At 61.6% G+C, this 21,176-nt stretch carries 16 protein-coding genes; 9 read left to right on the top strand and 7 right to left on the bottom strand.

All coding sequences use genetic code 11. The features are described 5' to 3' along the window. The first annotated feature begins 55 nt into the window (after positions 1-55). Together QMK22_RS15025 and QMK22_RS15020 are read left to right on the top strand one after the other, a co-directional pair. Complete coding sequence (locus tag QMK22_RS15025) at positions 56-697, top strand: recombinase family protein (RefSeq protein WP_283498460.1); 642 nt, start codon at positions 56-58, stop codon at positions 695-697. A gap of 5 nt (positions 698-702) precedes the next feature. Next, on the top strand, positions 703-1,752 hold the full coding sequence (locus tag QMK22_RS15020; RefSeq protein WP_283498459.1) for a PDDEXK nuclease domain-containing protein: 1,050 nt from the start codon (positions 703-705) through the stop codon (positions 1,750-1,752). A 477-nt stretch (positions 1,753-2,229) separates the two neighbouring features. Here QMK22_RS15020 and QMK22_RS15015 read toward each other — a convergent pair whose 3' ends face one another. The 7 genes from QMK22_RS15015 to QMK22_RS14985 all read right to left on the bottom strand — a co-directional run bounded on the left by QMK22_RS15015 (position 2,230) and on the right by QMK22_RS14985 (position 13,223). Beyond that, positions 2,230-5,088, bottom strand: a complete 2,859-nt coding sequence (locus QMK22_RS15015; protein WP_283498458.1) for a sensor domain-containing protein — start codon at positions 5,086-5,088, stop codon at positions 2,230-2,232. A 669-nt stretch (positions 5,089-5,757) separates the two neighbouring features. Then, positions 5,758-6,117, bottom strand: a complete 360-nt coding sequence (locus QMK22_RS15010; RefSeq protein WP_502857803.1) for a DDE-type integrase/transposase/recombinase — start codon at positions 6,115-6,117, stop codon at positions 5,758-5,760. Positions 6,118-6,279: 162 nt separating this feature from the next. After that, positions 6,280-7,107 carry a hypothetical protein gene (locus tag QMK22_RS15005; RefSeq protein ID WP_283498457.1) on the bottom strand — a complete coding sequence of 276 codons (828 nt, stop codon included), beginning with the start codon at positions 7,105-7,107 and terminating at the stop codon, positions 6,280-6,282. 337 nt (positions 7,108-7,444) lie between these two features. After that, positions 7,445-7,999, bottom strand: coding sequence for a hypothetical protein (locus QMK22_RS15000; RefSeq protein ID WP_283498456.1), 555 nt, complete (start codon positions 7,997-7,999; stop codon positions 7,445-7,447). Positions 8,000-8,483: 484 nt separating this feature from the next. Further along, entirely contained in the window at positions 8,484-9,596 is a 1,113-nt protein-coding gene (locus QMK22_RS14995) for an ATP-binding protein (RefSeq protein ID WP_283498455.1), read from the bottom strand. Between the two features lie 751 nt (positions 9,597-10,347). Beyond that, positions 10,348-12,267 (bottom strand): AAA family ATPase, encoded by a 1,920-nt coding sequence (locus QMK22_RS14990; RefSeq protein ID WP_283498454.1) that lies wholly within the window; start codon positions 12,265-12,267, stop codon positions 10,348-10,350. 623 nt (positions 12,268-12,890) lie between these two features. Further along, positions 12,891-13,223 (bottom strand): ArsR/SmtB family transcription factor, encoded by a 333-nt coding sequence (locus QMK22_RS14985; RefSeq protein ID WP_283498453.1) that lies wholly within the window; start codon positions 13,221-13,223, stop codon positions 12,891-12,893. Between the two features lie 395 nt (positions 13,224-13,618). Here QMK22_RS14985 and QMK22_RS14980 point away from each other — a divergent pair, with 395 nt between their 5' ends. From QMK22_RS14980 to QMK22_RS14950, 7 genes are read left to right on the top strand one after another with little or no spacing between them, the layout of a single operon-like run. Beyond that, positions 13,619-14,320, top strand: a complete 702-nt coding sequence (locus QMK22_RS14980) for a hypothetical protein (protein WP_283498452.1) — start codon at positions 13,619-13,621, stop codon at positions 14,318-14,320. A 2-nt stretch (positions 14,321-14,322) separates the two neighbouring features. Then, complete coding sequence (locus QMK22_RS14975; protein ID WP_283498451.1) at positions 14,323-14,925, top strand: M23 family metallopeptidase; 603 nt, start codon at positions 14,323-14,325, stop codon at positions 14,923-14,925. Positions 14,926-14,952: 27 nt separating this feature from the next. Then, on the top strand, positions 14,953-15,267 hold the full coding sequence (locus QMK22_RS14970) for a hypothetical protein (protein ID WP_283498450.1): 315 nt from the start codon (positions 14,953-14,955) through the stop codon (positions 15,265-15,267). A gap of 1 nt (position 15,268) precedes the next feature. Next, positions 15,269-16,696: a TrbL/VirB6 family protein gene (locus QMK22_RS14965; RefSeq protein WP_283498449.1), complete on the top strand. Its 1,428-nt coding sequence runs from the start codon at positions 15,269-15,271 to the stop codon at positions 16,694-16,696. A 15-nt stretch (positions 16,697-16,711) separates the two neighbouring features. Beyond that, on the top strand, positions 16,712-18,202 hold the full coding sequence (locus tag QMK22_RS14960; protein ID WP_283498448.1) for an SCO6880 family protein: 1,491 nt from the start codon (positions 16,712-16,714) through the stop codon (positions 18,200-18,202). Beyond that, positions 18,202-19,815 (top strand): putative type IV secretion/conjugal transfer ATPase, encoded by a 1,614-nt coding sequence (locus QMK22_RS14955; protein WP_283498447.1) that lies wholly within the window; start codon positions 18,202-18,204, stop codon positions 19,813-19,815. The genes QMK22_RS14960 and QMK22_RS14955 overlap by 1 nt, the downstream gene beginning before the upstream one ends. Beyond that, a complete protein-coding gene (locus tag QMK22_RS14950; protein ID WP_283498446.1) occupies positions 19,812-21,176 on the top strand; it encodes a nucleotide-binding protein in 1,365 nt (454 codons plus the stop codon). The genes QMK22_RS14955 and QMK22_RS14950 overlap by 4 nt, the downstream gene beginning before the upstream one ends.

The following is a 21,176-nucleotide window of genomic DNA, read 5'->3' as shown; positions in this document are numbered from 1 at the left end:
TCAGAAAGGTGTTTCGTAGAACGGGTACGGATATGACTTCCGGTACGTTTGGATGATGGATATCGGTTATGCGCGCGTCTCAACGGCAAAACAAGATCTTGATCGGCAGCTCGACGCCCTGGGCGCGATTGGAATCCCGCCGGGCCGGATTTATGTTGACAAGAAATCCGGAGCCACGACGAAGCGCCCGGGGCTCACCGCTGCGCTCGACTATGCCCGCGACGGGGACGTCATCGTCGTGCACACCCTGGATCGTCTGGGACGGACTGTGCGGGACACGCTGAACATGATCCACGAGCTGAAGGAGCGAGGTGTGGGGGTTCGGAACCTGGCGGATCCGATCCGGGTGGACTCGGCCAACCCGGAGGATCCTATGTCGCAACTCGCGGTGGTGATGCTTGCGCTGTTCGGTCAGATGGAACGCACCTATGCGATTGAACGTGCCGCTCATGCTCGCGCCGTCGCCGTCAGTAAAGGCCGGCAGATCGGTCGGCCTTCGGTCGTTGACCCGAGCAAGCTCGCCTATGCGGCGCATCTGCGAGATACCGGCTTGACGATGACGGAGATCGTGGCCAAGTCCGGCATCACCCGGTCAAGCCTGTACCGCTACCTGCCACCGCGCTCGGTAGACCAGCTCACGGCTGGTCTCGACGAGGGTGATACGGAACGCGACGAGCGAATCCGACAGGGAGAATGAAGGACATGGCCACGGATACTGCTCTTACCCTTCCAGAGGGATACGCCGACTTTCTCAACGGTCTAAAGACACGGGTCCGGGACGCCCAGATCCAGGCGCAACGTGTCGTCAACACCCAACTCATCGAACTGTATTGGGGGATTGGGAGCGAGATTTTGTCGCGGCAGACGAAGGGCAGCTGGGGGAGCGGCGTCATCCGCCGGCTCTCAGAAGACCTGCGAATCGAATTCGCCGAACTGACTGGCCTGTCGTACCGGAACCTGCAGTACATGCGGGCCTTTGCCCTTGCGTGGCCGAGCGAGCAAATTGTGCAGCAGCCTGTTGCACAATTGCCGTGGGGCCACATCCTGGTCCTTCTCGACAAGCTCGACGACCCCACCACGCGCAATTGGTACGTCGCGGCCGCCGTCCAGCACGGGTGGTCGCGGAACGTGTTGATGAACCAGATCATGAACCGCACCCACGAACGCATCGGATCCGGTCCCACCAACTTCACCCGACAACTCCCCGCTGCCGAGTCGGAGCTCGCGCAGCAGATCGCGAAAGACCCCTACGTCTTCGACTTCCTCGAGCTGACCGACCAGGCCGCCGAGCGGGACCTGGAACAGTCGTTGATGGATCGCATCGTCGAAACCCTGCGGGAACTCGGCGCCGGCTTCGCGTTCGTCGGCCGGCAGGTGCACTTCGACGTGGGCGGGGACGACTTCTACCTGGATCTGTTGTTCTTCCACGTCGTCCAGCTCCGCTACGTGGTTGTCGAGCTCAAGACCGGAAAATTCCAGCCCGAGTACGCCGGCAAGCTCGGCTTCTATATTGCCGTCGTCGACGACAAGCTCCGGCTCGCTACCCACAATCCAACGGTCGGGATACTCATCTGCGGCAGCCGCAACGACCACACCGTCCGGTACGCCCTCGGGCAGACCGATGCCCCGATGGCCGTGTCGACCTATACCTACGACACGCTACCGGCGGCGGAGCGCAACGCGCTACCCGATGAGGACAAGCTCACCGCAGCCCTCGACTCTCTTCTGGACGCGGAGAATCCTCACGGTTGATACGTTAAATCCCTCCGTCTCATCAAAGAGCTCCTCCCGCCGGCACTGAGAATCTCCAAGTGAGACACGTTGTTCAGGCTCTCGAGTGCACGGATGTTCATGGCGCAGCCGCCGTGACGAAGTCTTGGCTACTGGTCCAGTCAAAGGAACCTTTGCTGAGATGCCCGCTGGGAATCGGTGTACACGACTTCTGACATTTGTGCAGTCGACTTCTGAAAATGACTGCGGGCCTGTGCGGGTAATTGCCGCCGCGGTCAGTTGACCAGCTGACGGTCGGGCTCGACGAGGTCTATATCTCGTCAACCCCAGTTTCGCGGCTGAGGCGGTGTTGAGGTGCCGGTAGATACTGCGGGAACGGGGCGGCCGAGGAAGCAGCCCGTGCTCACGTTGCGCCGGGCCGCGTGAGGTTTGAGCTCTTGGTCTGGAGGTGTGCCGTGGCCCGGACGCCACTCGGGCATTCGTCGAGTCGGGGTTCAGCTAATTTGAAGTGGATCGTCGCCTCTCGTCCAGCCAGTTGGGGATCTGGTCTGGGGGCAGTGGGCGGGACCAGAGGTATCCCTGGGCCAGCCGGGCGCCGATCCGGCGCAACTCGGCTAGCTGTCCGGGGGTTTCCACGCCTTCTGCGATGACGTCGAGGTCCAGCGCGCGGGCGAGACTAACGATCGCATCGACGATTGATGTTGCCTTGGGGTGATCGCTGTTGAGACCGTCGACAAAGGAACGGTCTATTTTGATTGTCTGCACGGGCAAGCTGCTCAGGTAGTCGAGCGCGGCATGCCCCGTGCCGAAGTCGTCAATGGACAGGCTCACTCCGAGCGTGCGCAGCGCGTGCAGGGTGTCAACTGCCACATTGACGTCACTCATCATCATCGTTTCCGTGACTTCGAGATGCAAAGCTACTGGGTCCAGTCCGCTCGCCGAGAGCGCGTCGGCTACGACCTCGACAAATCCGGGATCCTGTAATTGCAATGCCGATACATTGACGGAGATCGACAGGTTCTCTGCACTGGTGATTTCCGTGCGCCACTGTGTCACCTGTTCCAGAGCCTGGCGCAGTACCCATTCACCGATGGGAACGATCAGGCCGATTTCCTCGGCGACTGGGATGAACTCAAGCGGTGAAATCAACCCGCGTTCGCTGTGCACCCACCGTACGAGGGCTTCAAAACTGACGACCTTTTCGGTGGAGACCTCCACGATGGGCTGATAGTAAACGCGCAGTTCGTTCTTGTCCAGTGCGCGCACCAGTTGAGATTCGAGGTCCAGTCGATTCGATGCTTTGCGGTACATTTCCTCGCTGAACACCATCGCTTGCGCCCGGTCATGGTTTTTTGACTGGTAGTTGGCTGTGTCCGAGCTGCGCAGCACCGCCACGGCGTCCTCCTCACCTGATGCGAGTACGAAACCCACACTCACCGAAGCGAATATCTCCTGCCCCCCGAGCAGGAACGGTTGTTTCGTCGATTCGCTTATGCGCTCGACCAAACGTTCCGCGCTCTCGCGAGTCATGTTCTCACAGACGATAACGAACTCGTCACCGCCAAGTCGGGCCAACGTGTCGGTGAGGCGCACCATGGACTGTAAACGCTTGGCCATTTGAACGAGCAGCAGGTCACCGATCGTGTGCCCAAGTCCATCGGTGATGTTTTTGAACGGGTCGACGTCGAGGAAGAACACACTGACCTCGGCCCCGGTATCCCGTGCAACGGCGAGCGAACGGTTGAGGGTTTCGGTCAGCATAAGACGATTGGCTAGGCCGGTTAATGGGTCGTGGAAGGACTGGCGGACTAGTTCAGTCTCGGCCCGCTTCCGGGAGGTAATGTCCTGCAACTGCACGAATGCATACGCTGGCCTCCCATCGCGGCTAGGCACGGTTGACACGGTTTCCTGCACCCACACCACGTCACCATCAGGCTGCTGGTATTGCCGGTCGACGTGCGCGGGACGCGACTTGACCGCTCGATCAAGCTCGAATGCCTCTAGTTGGCTCGCAGTGTCTTCAGGGTGCCGAAAGGCTTGGAGCTGTTTGCCGAGAATTTTATCCGTTGTGCGTCCGAGGATCTCGCACACTGCGGGGTTCACCTGGGTAAGCAGTCCGGTGAGAGTGGCTATCGCGGTGCCGATGGGAGAAAGGTCAAAACCTATCTGGAAGTTGGTCTCGGCCTCCCGGCGTTGGGTATGTGCCAGATGTAGATCCGTTACGTCCATTGTCGTGCCAAGGATTCGGGCGGGGGATCCGTCCTCGGCAAATTCGGCATTCGCGCGGGAGTGAACCCATCGGACGTGGCCCGAAGGACTCACGACGCGGTAAATGAGGTCGGCCGGCGCACCGGAGTAAAGACTCGTCACGGTGTTTTCCACGGTTTCACGGTCGTCGGGGTGAACACTGGTCAGCATTAGCTCCAACGATGCCTTCTCGGCTACATCGACCCCGAGAATTCGCCAAAACTCGTCGGACCACCACCGTTCCCCGGTAGTCAGATCGAGTTCGAAACTACCAACACCCGCTGTGTATTGTGTGGTGGCGAGGCGGGTCCGATCAAGATCCGACTCCGCTCGACGAAGATTCGCTTCACTGACGTCGCGGGCGATGAAGGAGGCGCCCATCTTCACGTTCTGGGCGTCGTGCATGAAGGACACGCTGAGCGAAATCTCGACGGTCGATCCGTCTTTTCGGTGTCCAACTGTCTCCAGCGACCGAACCCGGGTGCCTGCGTCCACTTGTGTGTCAATGACGTGACCAGCCGTCCCGAGCATGAGCGATGCGGGCCGCCCCACCGCCTCCACTACGGAGTACCCGAACGTAGACTCTGCCGCTGCGTTCCAGGTCGTGATCAGGTGGTCGGTGCCACAACTAAAGATAGCGTCGCTCGATGCTTCAACTTGTGCCGAGAGCATCCGCAGGGATGCCTCGGTGCGTTTGCGCTCGGTGACATCGCGGATGGCGCTGGAGAAGAGCACCCCCCGATCAGTTTTCAGGGGGCTGAGAGAGATCTCCGCCGGGAACTCCGACCCGTCTCGGCGAAGGCCGACAAGCTCGACGTTCGAGCCCATGGCTCGGGTGCTCGGGCATTCAGCGAAGCGGGCCAGATGAATGGCATGCCCGGTACGGAATCGTTCGGGGAGGAGAACTTCAAGTCCCTGGCTGAGCAACTCAGCACGGGGATAGCCGAAAAGTCGTTCCGCCTGAGCGTTGACAAGCACGATCTCGCTGTCCGCATTCACAATTACCATGGCATCCGGCGCCGCTTCGAGAAGCTCCCGGTACTCAAAATCGGATTGTAGTTGAGTAGCCGACCGAACGATCAAGTTTGGATTCGTACCGTTGTCTTCCATGGATCTTTCCGTTGGAGCGTTGTGTCACTTGTATGGCCGCTCCAACATGATTGGACGCTAACGCTAACGCTCCGATTCCGGACACGTTTGTGTCGCAGGCCTCGCCACCAAGGCCGGATCAGCACGGGCAAAGCTCCAACCGATTGCGCCCGGGCTCCCGCGTGTTCGCAGCGGCGTTAGGTGCTCGGTTGTGTCCATCCCGAGAATCGGAGAGAGCACTCTCGGCCACGGCAAGAGCAACTTGTTGCGGCAGAGTGTGGCGAATGTTGCGCTATGCGCGACCAGTACGGTGAGAATTTCTACGGTGACCAAGAGAGCGACGCTGGCAGCCGATAGCGGTGGTCGGGTAAGTATGATGTCAGCGCTAATGTTTGGTATCGGTGCAGCCATAACTGAACTCATCAAAGGGGAATCCTTTCCTGCCCTATACCGCATTATGCGGGACGTTCCCGGTGCCTTATAGAAGGTCGATTCAGAGCGCTTTCGCGGAATTTTACGGTTTCATGTGAGTTCCTGTAGAACGTGAATACACCGCTGTCCGGGGAGGAGAGCCGTATTGGCCAGCTCGAGCACGAGCATGCGATTCTGAGATCCGAGCTACGTGGAATGACCCGGGCACTCCGTGTAGCTACCGGGTTACTTATAAAGGAAACACTTGACGCTGGATCCTCATTCTGACCGCGATGATTTATCGGCCAAGTGCTTGCCGTAGTCGGCGATGATGGTGTCGGCTCGAATTGTCCTTGAGTGCGCCCGGATAATCTCCAGATCCGACAACAATGCGGCAATGGTCTTGCTCGTCATCGACGTTCCCCGGTCGGCGTGGACGACCTGCGAGGTGCAATGCAGGGCGAAGGTTTCCGTGATTATTTCCGTCTCCAACACCGCGGATTCGGACGCGCGGACGGCGCAGCCGACGATGTAGCCGGAGTAGATGTCGATCATCACGTAAGCATCGAAGTACTTGCCCGTGACCGGCCCGGGTAGCTTGGAGATGTCCCACGAATCATGCCGACGTCGATTCAACACGACATCACGTCGCCGGGTTTGGTCGCGACAAGTTCCGGGATGACGCGCGCCGAATGCCGCGCTAGGTGTACTGGGTCATGAGGTTGGTAGATGGTGGAGATCGACGCCAGATAACGGTTGGCGGCCATGACACCGGTCCGAGTTTGTTGTGAGCCGGTAGCGTTATTGGCTGGGCGCTCTCTTTTTAGCACCGTCGTGGGTGGGGCGTTTATTCCACCACAGGATCAGGGCTGCTACGAGCAGCAGAAGGAGGCCGCCTCCGAGAGCGAACCAGAGCGGGTTGAGAGGCTGGTCGGGTTGCACTGTTTGGTTTTGGCCTGCTGGGGGAAAAGTTAATTCTGCGGTGGCGGTCACGGTGATGAGTCCGCTGGTGACGTTCAGGGTGGCCTCCCAGGGGCCAGCGGGTAGAAGCGGGTCTAGGACCACCGCGGTATCAGCGCTGGTGCCCGGGGCTATGGAGGTGCCTCGGGTGATGGGGAAAGGGCCAGCCGAAATGCCCCCGGGCCCGTTGGCTAGGGTAAGGGCGCCGGTGATGTCCAGGGCGCGCCCGCCGGTGTTGGTCACTTGGGCTGTCACTTCTGGGTTGCCGTCACTGTCACTGCTGGCGGTGATCGAATCGATGCGGAACGCTGTCGGCGCCCCGTTACCCGGTCCCGTGGCCAGGTACACCCGGATCCCGACCCGGCTCACTTCGGTGGCCCCGCCGCTGACCGGTGCGGGGCCGCGTACCTCGGCCCAGATCACCGCATACTGCTCCGTTTCCGGGGCGTCCTGAGGGACTTTGATAGTTACCACTGCCTCGGCCAGCTGTCCAGGACTCAAGTCCAGGTACGACGGGCTGAGGGACGTCCAGGTTGTTAGCTCGTTTTTCGCTGCACCATCTTCGATTTTGAAGCCGCCCTGATCGATATGCGCGGCGCCCGCATACAACCGTATCGGTTGGCTGGTGTTGGTCTTGTTCTGGATTTCGATGCGACGTTCAATGGTCACGCCGGGATTGAGGTGGTCAACAATGTAACTCTGTGCCCTGGGATTGTTTTGGGCGGCAACGGGAACGTCGACCAGGCGAATACCGATCCCTCCTTCAGGGGTTCCCGTAGGAGGGGCTGCAACCAGAGTGCTGCTAGTCGCCCCCGCGTCCGCCGGTGATGCTGCCGCAGACCCAGGGGCGACTGGCACGACGGCAAAAAAGAGTAGACACAAAAACGCTGTGAGTAGACGCAACTGTTCTGGCTTCCGTGATCGGCGAATGCCCCTTACGCGGACACGCTACGCCCGACGGGGTCCGGGGCGGGTCAAAGGGCCACCCCGAATCCCGTGATGAAACTCAGGCCACTGAGTGTGTGAAAGTCGCTGTGTAGTCTGTAGCGGCCAAGGCGTCGGCCGGAACAGTGATGACGATGGTGGGGCTCCAGGTCGCGGTGTTGTTCCCGCTGACGGCGGTGGCGGTCTGAACTGCTGTGGCCGCGGCAACCGACGTGGGGCTGGTAGCGGTGACCGTGACGGTACCCGTTTTCGTCGCTGCCGGGGCGGTGTAGGCGACGGCGGTGGCCGGGATGCTGGCCGGGGTTATACCGTCACTTTTCATGGTAGCTGTACTCGTGAAATCGGTGACCGCGGCGGAGGCGACCCAGCCCGCGGTGCCTGCGCGGGTATCATTGACAACCATGTCCCCCAGGGCCACGCTGGTCGTGGACGCTCCCGGGATGGCCGCACCCAGGGGGACCGATACTGTCGGGACGGTGATGTCAAGACTGCCGCCGGTGACCGTTGTGGTAGCCGGGGTGTCTCCTGTTGGTGCGGCAGATGCTGGCAGCGCCATGGCGCTGAAAAGTACAGCGGTAGTTCCGATGAGGGCAATGGCTCGAGTTGATTTACGCACGGTAGTTCTTTCTCTCGGTAGTAATGAGACCGAGGCTCAAGAGGGCTCCGGGCATCGAGCGTTTTAGCTCGTGATAGCAACCCTACTAACCTTCCGCACGATCACGGTACGGAAGCTGTCCGCGATGGCCTCGCGTCGGCCGTCGCACGCTGCGCCGGGATCTTTGGTGACTTATGTAATTCTTTCCGATCCGTTGACATGACCATGATTTTCATAATCTTTCATTAATGTCCGCAACTGCGCCCGTACTTGGATTTGAGAGGTTAGGAGAATCATGTTTCATGACGAATCATCGTAAGTTCAATGCCGAGTGCCGGGCCAGGGGGAGCAGAGGACGGGGTCCGTTCCTAAGCTCAAAATCAGTCGTGAAACTCCCTATCAATATTTGAAAGCAGACCCCGTCGCTCCGGAATCGTTACTCGTCTAGAGTCACCCGGGACGCCGGCGACGGATGCCTCGGACCCGGGTTTGTCTGTTTAGGGGGCTACGGGAGGTGCGATTGGCTCATCGCATCCGCGTGTTCCCGGAGGTATTCGCGCAGATGCGGGACCGCGAAGTCGATCAGTCCACGGCCGGCGTCAACGATGACCCCGGCATCCAGTAAGCGGCGGCGGTACACGCCGGCATATTTGGTGGTTTCGCCCAGCCGGTGTGCGATGTCAGCGATTCGGGAGGGTCCTTCGTCTTCGGACATCTTCAGGAGGACGGTCCGGTCGACCGGGGAGAGGTCGGCCAATGCCGCTTGGAGCACTGTCGCGCCCAGGCGGCGGCGTGCTGCGTCGACGCCGGCGGTCAGAGACTTGTCTGTCACGGTGCCTTCGACGGCGCGGCGCCACACGTGGTAGCCCACGAGTTGGATCAGAAATGGATATCCACCGGTGGCTTCTGCTGCCAGGTCGACCTGTGCCGGTTCGATTGTGACGCCCGTGTCTGCGAAGGTCCGGGCGAGGGCTTCGCGGACATCCTGCAGGGGAACTCCGGTGAGGTCGATCCGGTCCGCGCGTCGGAGAAAAGTGGAGACGTCTTCGTTGAGCAAGTCGGCGACTGCTTTGGGAATGCCGGCCATGAGTAGGCCGATCGGGAGGTCTTCACGGATGAGGTGCTGCACGATTGCGGCGAGTTCTGTGAGGTCTTCGCGGTCAACAGCGTGGATCTCATCGACCGTGATCAGAAGTCCGGTGTCGTGGCCGGCAAGGCGGGAGAGTAGCGCTGTGGCTCGCTCACGTAAACCGGTGGGACGAATAGGCGGCAGCTGGGTAGTGACTCCGAACCCGGCGGCGGCAACGGCCGTGACGAGGCGGGAGGGTTTGCCGTCGCCGAGTTCCTCCAGGTGGACTTGGATGGAGTCGGCCAGCCGGCTGATGAGGCCTTTGGTGGCTGTTTCGGAGATAACGACCCAGCCCTGTTCGCGCGCCAGGGCTTCGGCTTCGGTCAGCATGACCGTCTTGCCCACACCTCGGGGTCCCGTGAAAATGGTCAGTAGGCCAGGCGAGCCAGGGCCGTCGACAAGCCCTTCGCGGAAGCTATCCAAAGCGTCATTGCGGCCAACAAGCAGGGGCGGTCTTGCCCCGGCTGTCGGTTTGAACGGGTTCTTCAAAGCCTCTCCTTTATCCTCGTTTAGTTTCTTTATCTTTTATAGCTAGTGTACAAGGCGGACGATGACGAAGTTCGGTTTAGTCACGTTTATCTTCTTTATCCATAACGACAGATAGCCAGCCAGCACAACCACTGCAAGGTCGAATGGGTACTTCCCCCGGACATTTGGTGCGGTCTTACCGTCGCGGGGAGTGGTCGTCGCCCAGACGGAGCCGCGCGTTCACGGTCGCAGCGGCTTCGCGCGCTTGTTTCCAGCACCAGGGCAGTTGCAGTTGGCTGACAGCTCGTTGGCCGGTTGCAGAGTGGCTGTCCCATGCCTGCGAAATAGCAGTCCCATTTGTCGTCACGATTCACACACGCCGGGCCCGGTCGGCGTGACAGAGTATCGGCTACTCGTCCCGATAAAGGAACCTTTATTGAGATGCCCGCAGTAATCCCTGCAGACGACTTCGGCGTGTGGTCGATCGGCTTTTAACAGGGCAGCAATGAGCCGCTCGTGGGCGTCTCGCAACTCACTGCGTGTTCCCGAAACAGGCTCACAACTTACGAAGCATGGTTGCGAGTATCGCTGATACGGGCAGTGCGGCGGCGAATTGTTGCGCGGGCTCGGCGGCGATAAGACGTTTCACAACCCATGGGTTGCAAGACGGGTAGGGCTCCGTGAAGAATTTGTCAGTTCGGACACCGTCCTGCTCTACCAGCGATCATATAGTGGGCCGCAGCACCACAACCCCAAGCGCTCATCAGGCCATTCAGTCCGCTGTAGCCTCAAAGCACTTCTCGGCCCAAGCATGTAGAGCTTGGAGAGTTCGCTTGCGCTCTGATTTGAGCTGAATTGGCCGCTGTCTTGATTCGTGTAAGCCAAGAATATGTTCGGCTACCGCAACAGGGCCGGGCATGAATTCGCTATTCGCTAACGCCCACGCGTTCAATCGACCCTTGATAGGGCCGGTACCAGCGATCGCTTCAGTCGACACTTTTGAACTACTAAAGAAGTCATTGAGAGTTTCGACGTAGAAATCCTCGTGCAAAAAGTCTTCAAGTGCCTCTTCCGAAGGAAGCGACCGAATCCGATTCGCGGGAATCGAAGCCTCCAAGAGTTGATTGTTCCAAGCCTTCCCCCCGCGGTCACCGTCCACGAGAAAGACCACCTTAGCCGCGAGAGTGTCTAGCACTCCCATATCGTCTTTACTCGCCGCTGCTATGCCCGGCGCAACCTGATAAGGAAGCTCCTTTTTGCCGGTCGCGAGCTGGATGAGCGTGGGCATCAGGAGCATGTCAGCGGCGCCCTCAACAACCATTGCGCTCCGTAATCCGGAGAAGGCCGCTGCCGCGGCCCCCATGACGATCAGCAAAGGATTGAATCCAACGTGGTCGGACGCCTTGATGGACCAAAAATCGTGCCGGATCCTCGAGCCCCCTCCGGCTAAAGGCTCAACGAAACGTACGCCGTTCCCCAGGTCCGCAGGAAGGCAGCCCGGTGAGTGAGTTGTATAAATGACTTGCTGAATCTGCTCCAGCCCCTGCAACATACGAACGAGGTCGGCTTGAGCATTTATGTGAAGATGTTGCTCGGCTTCGTCAATCAGCAATACGGGAGGTCGCTCGACACCCTCGGCGTGAAGAAACGTCGCCAGCGCAACAAACGTTCTCAGGCCATCACTGCGTTCGGAAATGTTGAGCCAACCGACAGATCCCTCTCTTAGATCCTTCACGTGTACACGCAAGATATCACCATCGATGTGCAGGCCCACTGCAATCGACTCTTGGCTCCACCGTGCTAAAAAGAACGCCGCGAGCCGTTCCCGCGCGTCGTCAACTAGTTGAGCCACATACGCGGTGTCAGCTCTGTGCTCTCGAACGCGGTTCAGGTCGAGCCCCGCCACCTGCAATAAATTGCGCAGAGCAATTGAGGTATCGGTAGCTGGATCACTCAGCGAGTATTCCGAACGAATATCACGCTCCTGAGCACCAAACATAACGAACTGCGTTTCAACTATTTCCATTTGATTCCGCATGAGAAGAGGCAGGTCCACTGATGGCAACGCGAAACGGATGTAGCGATCGAACGCAGCGGAAGCTTCCCGTGAATACCGGTTTGTCAGATTGACTCTGTCTACAATTAAGGATTGAGTTCTGAAAAATGCGCCTTCATCAGGCGCCGCGCCGTTGAAGTGATCAGCGATTAGACGGAGGTCCTCGCGTTGGGACGCCGCCGCTTCAGGGTCGGATGCCTCAACTGTCGAGATGTGCTCGTCGACATATTTCGCCAGTGTGGGAACCAAGGAATGTGCGTCCGTCAGTAACTCGTCTTTGAGCTGTGGTGCTGGCGAGAGCGAATACTCAATCGATCCGTCGACCTTCTTATGCCGGCGGTAGTGGGTAGGCAAAACCTGGACTGGCAGTTCGCCCAGCAGCGCAATCTGCGCCGCGGTGACCGCGAAATCAAGCCTGACGACATCGGCGTTCGGGGTCCAGCTCTCTTCTCGTTTGGAACGGGAGCGGGACAATGGGGAAACGGGATCGGTGTTGTTGAAGAGCAGCAAGGCAGCGAGAACCGAGGACTTCCCAGCCTCATTCGGGCCGACTAGCGCGACAGTCTTCCGACCGACGTAGGCAGATGCCCTAACCAGCCGTCGGAATTCAAATATCTCGAAATGATCTAACAACACGTTAACTCCTATCGGGAACTAGCTGACCCGTGATCTCGTCGAGCTCACAGTTAACGTTGCACATCGAGGCACCCTCTAAGTTCGTTCTAGTCAGACACAGCAAGCTTACGATCCTGATAAGAACTGCTCAGGCGTCGGATCAACGGAGAGTGAAGGGCGATGTGATTGAAAAAAGCGCCGTCGTCATAGTCTGATATAAATCAGACTATGCACAAGGCGCAGCGCCGCTTGATCCGCCCCGCTGAAAAAGGCCGTTCCAGTGTCGGTTGCACTCGCGCGAGGCCTCCACAACGGCAGTGGCCGAAACTGAAGCACACTCGTCATCCCGAGCGTCACCGCCGCCAGCCATTCATCCCGATGGATTCAGCTCTAGCGAGCAAGAAAGCTGCGTCACCGTAGCGTCCTAGCGGGCAGAAGACAGGAGAAGTGTCTCGCAACCTCAGTGCCTCGAAACCCATAGCCTGCGAGACGGCGGCCTGGGATCGACGACTGCAGAGTTCCGGAAAATTCACGCGCGTCACCCGCAACTAACGGTGATCCGCGCAGTGAAGGAGCCGGACAGTCCTCTACCACTGATGCCCCCACGCGAGCGAGACGTTGCCCCGTGAATCTCTTCAGAGTCCTTACTCGGCGCCCTCACCGAAGAGGTAGCGCATCCATGCTTGCCCAAGTGATTCCACTCGGGAGCGGTGGATCGAATAACGCACGCCGCGCCCCTGGCGCTGACCGGGCGGTAGATCGGCGATGATGACGCCGTATTCTTCCAGCGCGCGCAAGTGACGGTGAAGGGTGCTGTCGCGAATCCCGACACGGTCGCGGAGATCTCCGTAGGTCATCTGCTCTTCCGCCGCGAGCACTCGAATGATGTCGTTGCGGGCGCGATTTCCGAAAATCTGCTCGATCGCCGTCATGTCATTGCTCCATTCGGGAGCTGACGATTGATTGACGGGATCCACCTGTCCATTGTGGCCCACTGCGACGCAACATCTGTGCGCCAGCCGTGAGGTCATTGACCTCAATCGCTAAGCTCTCATAATATGGCAGTATACTTTCAAATACTGAGCGAACGAGGGAGGCGCAGTGAGGTCACACCGTGAGGCTACGCATCGAGTGCGTCAGCCACGGCCCGCGCCGACTCGCCCCACGGGAGCGACAGTGGCAGCCGATACAGTACCCCTAAACGGGTTACGCCAACCCGCCGACGTAAATAGAAGAGCGGGAGCGACCAGCAATAACGGGGGAGTCTCGGATCGTTGCTCGGCGCTGCCGCCCTCGACCGGGAGGCACTGACATGGCACAACGAGGGCGCGTCCCGCTGACGGACCATCAGCGCCAAGTACGCAAAACGATCTTGATCAGCGCAGCAGGTGCCACCGTACTGGTGAGCGTCGTCGGCTTGGTGGGGGCTCTCCTATCGCAGCCGGATGAGGGCAACCAGTCACAGCCAGCACCGGCCGCGACACCGTCGAGCACGCAGGAGCCGGCAGAACCCGGGTCCGTGGTTGACGCATCCGTTGCCGAATTGGGCTGGTCGCCCGAGCCGATCACCACTGACGCGCGGGCCTACGGGGTCGCCGCCGCGATCGCCGGATCGACGTATGACACCACGCTCGCCACCCGAAATCAATTCCGTGACAACCTCGCGACCTGGCATACCCTCGACCCGCGCTACGACCTGGACGCCGACCAACAGGATGCCCTCGACGGCAAGCTTGACGAACTCAACCGTCGGGTCGTCGTTCCTGTGTCGACGTGGGATACCCAGGCCGCGAGCAATATCGCCGTGACCGCCGCAGTGGACGGTGATGTCTTGGTCGACTACGACCACCTAAGCCCGCAGCCGGGATCCTTGGACGTCCTGATCGCCGATGGTTACCACCTCGTCACCACGGACATTCTCGCGACCTACACGGGCCGCGACGACGTCAGCTACGAGGAGCGCTACACCGTCAGCGTGCAGGTCAACTGCGGAAGCTCGACCCCCGCCGCCGACTCCGGACAGGTCCCGGCCGACTGCAAGCTCATCCGCTTCTTCCCCGAAACGCGAAAGTAGCCATGGCCGCGCCCCTTGCTATCGCCGTCAAAGTGCTGGGGCCGCGGCGCATTCTCAAGGCAGCGCTCTTCCTGCTACTGCTCATCAGTGCGCCCCTCGTGGCGACGATTGGGCTGCCCGTCGCGATGGCGGCCACGTTGGGGTCTGTGTCGCCCGTCCCACCCGCGGCCGGCGTGCCCCCGCCTATTGCGAGCGATGGGTGGACGTTCCCGGTGGCCGGCTACACGATCACCGACAGTTTCGGGCCCCGCGACGCGCCCTGTGCATATTGCTCCACCGTGCATTGGGGAATGGACCTGGCAAGCGGATGCGGCGAGCCCATCTTCGCGGCCAGCTCCGGAACCGTCTCACAAGTCGGCGAGGAGGGCACCTACGGTTTTCGCATCATGATCGACCATCCGGGCGGCTTTCAATCCCTCTACGCGCACCTGACGCGGGGGAGCGCGACGGTTGCGCCCGGAGACCCGGTTGCCGTCGGCGACGTGATCGCGAAGGAAGGCACCACCGGCCAATCGACCGGCTGCCACCTGCACTTTGAAACACGCGTCGACGGGCAACGTATCAATCCCATCCCGTTCTTCCTCGAGCGCGGTCTCACGCTCTGACCCATCGCACCAACCGAAAGGCACACCTTGCACCTGCCCCTCTGGACCGCGTTCAGCGCAGCCCCCTCCGCCGTGGATGTCCCCGACATCACCCCGGACTGGAATGCCCCCTTCATCTCCGGCCTGACCAACATCGGCTCCTTCATCCTGGCGGGGGCGCTCATCTTCGTCCTGATTATGCTGATCATCGCCTTCGTCGGGGTGATCTCCAAGGGCGGCGGTTCCGAACGCTTCCAGTCCTGGTCCGGCGAATGGATCCTCAAAATCCTCGCCGTCGCGGCCGGCCTCGGCGCGGTCAACGCGATCTTCGCCTTCGCCGTCGGTTTCGACTTCGGTTTCTAACATGCAGGTTTCTGCCCGGCGCTGGGTTCTCGGCGTCAGCGCCGCTCTCATCCTCGTCGGGACACTCGGCATCATCGGCGCAGCGCCCGCACAGGCCGTCCCACCCCAGCCCATGGCGGTGTCCTCGGCCACGGTCGAGGGAGAAACCTGGAGTGGGCCATCCTTTCCGGTCACGTGCACGGGGAGCTCGGCGCGCATCTCCTGCATGCCCGAGAACGTCACCGACAGCACCTCCGAGCGCTGCTTCGCCGAGATCCCTCATGGCGGAGCGAGCGTCACCGTCTGCACGCAGACGGAAGACAACGTCGGTGCATTGACGGATGCCGGCGGCACAGAGCTCAAACTCGAGTACAGCTGCGGACCCGTCGACGCCGTCTGCACCGTGGGCGAGATGATTTCCCGCGGTCTGGCATCCGTCATAACCGGCGGCATCGCGTCGGTGATCGACAACACCTCGTTCAACACCAGCTCCAGCTTGTGGAGCGCCGCGATCAGCGAGTGGGCCTGGTGGAGCTGGGTCGTGCTGCTGGTCATCTTGATCGCCGGCATTGTCGCGATCGTCTCGGCGCTCTGGTCACGGGACGGCGCCGAACTGACCGCCGCCATTATTCGGTTCCTCCTCGCCGTTCCGCTCTCCGCCGGCTCCCTCTGGCTGGTCGGCAACATCGTCAACGTTGTCGACCAACTGGTCGACCCCCTGCTCACGCGCGGTGGCCAGGGCGAAGGCCTGTACCGGACGGTCGAGAACATCATTTTCGGCGGGGGAGGCGGCAACATCTTCTTGGCGCAGATCGTGCTGACATTCCTCACCATCGGCGTCATCGTGCTCGTCTTCGTATTCAGCTTCCGCAACCTCGCCCTCGCCGCACTGGTCGCGCTCGGCCCGGTCGCGTTCATGCTTTTTCCGATGAAGATCGGTGTGCAGTGGGTGGTGCGCTGGTTCTCCGCGGTGATCGCCCTCATACTGACCACCCCGCTCACCCTCGGATTTCTGATGCTTGTGCTCCGCGGTTTCGCCGAGGTCGACAGCATGTGGAGTATCCAGGCCATCCCGCTGGCTCTCGGAATGATCATGATCGCCTTCGCACCCATCGCCGTGTTTGGCCTGTTCTCCTTCATCGGCGCGGGAGCGACCTCCGCAATCGACAACATCGCCTCGCGGGGCGGAGCCACAGCCAAGCAGACTGGTGGTCGCGCGGCAAGGAGCCTGAGCTCCGCCGTCGCCAGCCGCACCGCAGCCGTGCGCCGACGCACCCCGTCAGCGCCGAGCGGGGGCGGTCCAACTCCGCGCACGTCGCCAGGACAGAGCCCATCCGCGACCAAACCGACGCCCTCAGCCAGTAAGCCCACCGGGCAACCGGCCGCGTCGTCCGGACCGTCTCCGACGCCGGCACCCTCGAAGTCCGCTGCACCGTCTTCCGCCCGATAGGCACGAAAGGATCTCATGAGCACCCATTCCACTGATCGCCCCATCCGCTTAGCCCGAAAGAACACCCAGGGCATCATCGCCGGCCTGGACATGTGGAACCTCGTCACCCTCGCGGCGGCGGCGGGAATCGCAATCGTCTCGATCAACCGTTGGGGATTCCCCGCATTCTTCGTCTCGATGCCGATCTGGTTGACGCTGGCCGTCGCCGGTCTGGCCCAGTATCACGGGGTCGCGTTCCCACGCATTGCCGCGCAGTGGGTCTCCCTGCAGGTGCGTCGAGCGCTCGGCGGCACGACAACCAGGTTCCGGCCCGAACGCCCACAGATCGCCGGCACCCTGAACCTGCCCGGCCGGCTCGCGAGCATCCAGGTGTGGGATGCGGACGGGCAGGCCGTCGCGTACAACCCGTTCTCCAAGACGATCTCGATCACCGCGGAGCTTGAGGTGCAGGGGTTCCTGATGCTCGAAATGCCCGAACGCAACGAGCTCGCCCGGAACTGGGGCCAGGTGCTGGCCGGGTTCACCCAGCGCGACGGCATCACCCGCGTCTCACTGCAGGAACGCACGGTGCCCACCACGATCCTGCCGGCCCGCCAGTTCTACGCCGAGACCGTCACCCGTCGCGGTCTAGACCCCGAGTCGGCGGTCGCCCGTAACTACGGAGACGTCCTCGACCAGTCCGAATCCTTCGCGGTGTCGCACAAGAACTACGTCACGCTGACCTTCGATCTGGTCAAGCTGCAAGGCCAGATCAAGAACCTCGGCGGCGGCAAGTCGGGCATTCTCGCGCTGGCCCGCATCGAGACCGCCAACGTGACGGATGCCCTCCGCTCGGCCCGGTTCGACGTGCGCAAGTGGCTCAGCGTGCGAGAGTGGGCAGCGCTGGGACGCACCGCGTTCGACCCCGAATACCTTTCCGCCACGCAAAGCCGGCTCCAGGACGATGCCGGGGTCGACCTGGCCGCGATCGGGCCGATGGCCCTCGACGAACCTGCCGGGAAGAACGGCATCGTTCGCTCCGATTCCGGCTGGCACTCCACTATGTGGATCCATGAATGGCCGCGCACCGAAACCCACGTCGGGTTCATCGAACCGTTGGTCTTCGCCCGGCACCCGAACTCCGGCGAGGCCGTCACCCACATCTTCTCCCTGGTCCTCACCCCGGTGAAGACCAGATCCGCGCTTAAGCGCATCGACGATGAAAAACGAACCTGGCGCACTAACCAACGAGTCAAGGCCAAACGCAACCAGCAGGACAGTGCGGCCGACAACGCCGACTGGGATGCCCTGATCGATCAGGAGCAGAGCATCGTCGCGGGGGAGGGCGAGTACCGGTACGGCGCCTACTTGACCGTGTCGGCTACCAGTGAGGAGAAGCTGAACTCGTCGCTTGCCGGGATGCGCAACGCGCTCACCCGTGCCGGAATGGAACCGCAGATTTTGTACTGCCAGCAGGCCGAAGCGCTCATGGTCAGTGCTCTCCCGCTCGGACAGGGGATGAAGTAATGACCCAGCAAGTCTTTAACGTCACCCCGCCCGGGAAGCTGACCCGTCGCCAGCGCAAGGAGCTGCGTCAGCAGGTCGCCCGACTCCGACAGGCCCGTGACGGGCAAGACACCGCAGACCGGGATACCCGATTTCCTGCGGCCGCCGCTGGTCCGCTCGGCCCGGGTATCTCCACGGGGGAGTACTGGAACTGGATGCAACTGGCCCAGCCGCCACACCAAGCCACAAGCCATAACCTCGCCGGCATCTATCCGTTCGTCGCCGACGACGGCCTCGGGCATGAAGGCCCCCTGCTCGGCGTCGATCTGAACGCCGACGTGCTGTGGCACTTCTCGCCGTGGGATCTGTATATGAACACCACCGCGAAAGCCGCTCTGTCGACGAATATCCTCGTCATCGGTGCGTACCGTTCCGGCAAGTCCGGCACGATCAAACAGCTGTGCACCCGGTCGCTCGCGTTCGGCCACCAGGTCGTAGTCCCGTCGGATTCCAAGGGGGAGTGGGTGATCGTGGCCGAAGCCGTCGGCGGCCAGGTCATCGCGATTGGCGGAGAGAACACGACCGCACGGTTGAACCCGCTCGATCGAGGCCCTCGTCAGACCGGAGTATCCGACGACGTTGACGAGATCATGGTTCGGGATCGTCGTCGGGCCACCCTCACGAGCGTCATCGAAGCCACCATCCAGGGGCAAGCGAAACTTTCTCCGATGGAACATACGTCCATTAACTGGGCCCTCGAGCATGCGATCACCGTCACCCATGACCGGCCCACCATCACCCACGTCTGGCAGGCGCTGGTGTCCCCAGATCAGGAGGCCCCGGGCTACCGGCCCGAGATGGCCAGCAACGGCGAACGAGCCCGACATGTTCTGGAACGGTTCGTCGCCGGCGACTTGCAGGGTTTGTTCGAAGGGGAGAGCACGGTCGCGTTCGATCCAGACGCGCCCATGGTCGTCGTGGACACCTCGGCGTTGTTTGACCGCAGCGAGTTGGCAGCACAACTCACCCAGATCTGCACGTCCTCCTGGATTCAGGCCGTCATTTCGGACCGCTCGGCCAAACGCACGCGCTACCTCGTCCGCGAGGAAGGCTGGCGGGACATGGCCACCGAACAGGCCCTTCGGACCTACCAGCAGTGGCTGAAACTGTCCCGGCACTACGGGGTGTCCAACATCGTCATCCTGCACAAGATGAGCGACTTCGACGCCGTCGGAGAAGAGGGTTCCAAGGAACGCACCCTCGCGTATTCGATCGCCGGGGACATGGAAAACAAGTTCATCTTCCGTCAGAACACCCAGGAAGAGCACAACCTCACCGCAAGGCTCAAGCTCTCGCCCGCACACGCCCGTCTCGCGCTCACGCTGCAGTCGGGCGTGTTCCTCGCCTACGTCGGCCGGTTCTCCTACATCGTCGACGCCTTCGCCACCTCAACGCAGTGGGAACGCGACCTCTTCAGCACCGACGAGGCCGTCGAGGCTGGCTCCGCGAGCGATCAGCCGGTCCCCGCCCTCGTCCCGGATAGCGACGAGCCCCTTTTCGATGAATCGGCGCTGGACAGGCTCTGGCCCACCGGCGACCACCAGTTGGTACAACAGATAGGACACCGCGAATGAGCATCACCACCACCGTTCCTCTTCCCGAGGTGCGCGCCGTCGTCACCGACATGACCGTGGAGCTGAACGTTCTCGGCAACCCCGAGACACTCACCGCGTCAACCTCTGCCGAGCTGCGCACCAAGATCATGAGCCGCGTAGTTAAGCTCGCCAGCGGCCTCGGCACGGACGTGCGCCTTGAGGTGCACGACCACACCGGTCGGTGGCGTCTCGTGGCGAGCCCCGACGGCCACCTTCGAGAAGACGAACCTCTTCCGCCGGCGGAGGAAACTGCACCGGTCTCCCAGAAGATCCAGCCGCCCTCCCTTCCGGCGGAGCAGCTGTCCGCCCACCTCTCCGAGCCGGCTGCGGCTGCGGCCGTTTCGTCCCTCCACGACGCTCCTACCGCGGAGGCGAGTGAGACCGCGGAAGACTCGGGGGAGGAGCTGCCGACCCGCAAGGCGGCACGCGCATCCTTCATTATCGATGAGCGCCGCGAGCCGGCGGCGACCAACGGATGGCGTGGGTTGCTCGCACGCACGACCGGGCTGCAGGTGCCGGCATCCGTTCTGGAACGCGAACGTCGTCGACACGTGCAGGCCGTCAGCCAGCATTGGCCCGGGCCGCGCAAGATTTCCGTGGTCAACGGCAAGGGCGGTGTCGGTAAGACGCTCACGACGGCCATGCTCACGGCGGTCTTCGCCCGGCACGGTGGTGCCGGTGTGCTGGCGTGGGACAACAACGACACCCGTGGAACCCTGGGTTGGCGCACCGAGAAGGGCCCCCACGACGCCACCGTGCAGGATCTCCTCCCGGACACCGTGAGGTTGCTGTCGCCCTCCGCGCAGATTTCCGATCTGGCACGGTTCGTGCACCACCAGACCAGCGACAAGTACGACGTGCTGCGCTCGAACCCTGAGCTGCTGGCGACAAAGCAGCGCATCACCCAGGACGACTTCGATGCTCTGCACGAGGTGGCCGCGAAGTATTTTCGTCTGGTGTTCTTCGATTCCGGCAACGATGAGTCCGCGCCTCGGTGGCTACGGATGATCGACCACACCGACCAGCTCGTCGTGGCCACCACCGCCTTGGGGGAGTCCGCCGAATCCGGTGCGCTCCTGCTGGAGGCGCTGTCGGAGCGCGATGAGCATTCGGCCGCCTTGGCCCGCAATGCCGTTGTGGTCGTGCTGCAATCGGAACGCAACAGCACAATTGCCGATGCGAAACGGGTCGCCGACGATTTCACCGGGCTGGCCCGGATGGCGGTGACGATCCCGTTCGATCGGGCGCTGCACGGGGGTGCGCTTCGCTATGACGCGGTGCGGCCGGCGACGCGCGCCGCGTGGCTTCGCGCCAGTGCGGCCGTCGCCGACGGGCTCTGA

The organism is Cryobacterium sp. PH29-G1 (assembly GCF_030063365.1).
In the GTDB taxonomy this organism is placed as follows: Bacteria; Actinomycetota; Actinomycetes; order Actinomycetales; family Microbacteriaceae; genus Cryobacterium.
This window is presented reverse-complemented; position numbering and strand designations above follow the sequence as displayed.

Excerpts from the sequence above, each read along its gene's own strand:
- QMK22_RS15025 (WP_283498460.1), top strand. The coding sequence starts at position 56 with ATGGATATCGGTTATGCGCGCGTCTCAACGGCAAAACAAGATCTTGAT.
- QMK22_RS14950 (WP_283498446.1), top strand. The coding sequence starts at position 19,812 with ATGAGCATCACCACCACCGTTCCTCTTCCCGAGGTGCGCGCCGTCGTC.
- QMK22_RS14975 (WP_283498451.1), top strand. The coding sequence starts at position 14,323 with ATGGCCGCGCCCCTTGCTATCGCCGTCAAAGTGCTGGGGCCGCGGCGC.
- QMK22_RS15015 (WP_283498458.1), bottom strand. The coding sequence starts at position 5,088 with ATGGAAGACAACGGTACGAATCCAAACTTGATCGTTCGGTCGGCTACT.
- QMK22_RS14965 (WP_283498449.1), top strand. The coding sequence starts at position 15,269 with ATGCAGGTTTCTGCCCGGCGCTGGGTTCTCGGCGTCAGCGCCGCTCTC.
- QMK22_RS14960 (WP_283498448.1), top strand. The coding sequence starts at position 16,712 with ATGAGCACCCATTCCACTGATCGCCCCATCCGCTTAGCCCGAAAGAAC.
- QMK22_RS14955 (WP_283498447.1), top strand. The coding sequence starts at position 18,202 with ATGACCCAGCAAGTCTTTAACGTCACCCCGCCCGGGAAGCTGACCCGT.
- QMK22_RS15020 (WP_283498459.1), top strand. The coding sequence starts at position 703 with ATGGCCACGGATACTGCTCTTACCCTTCCAGAGGGATACGCCGACTTT.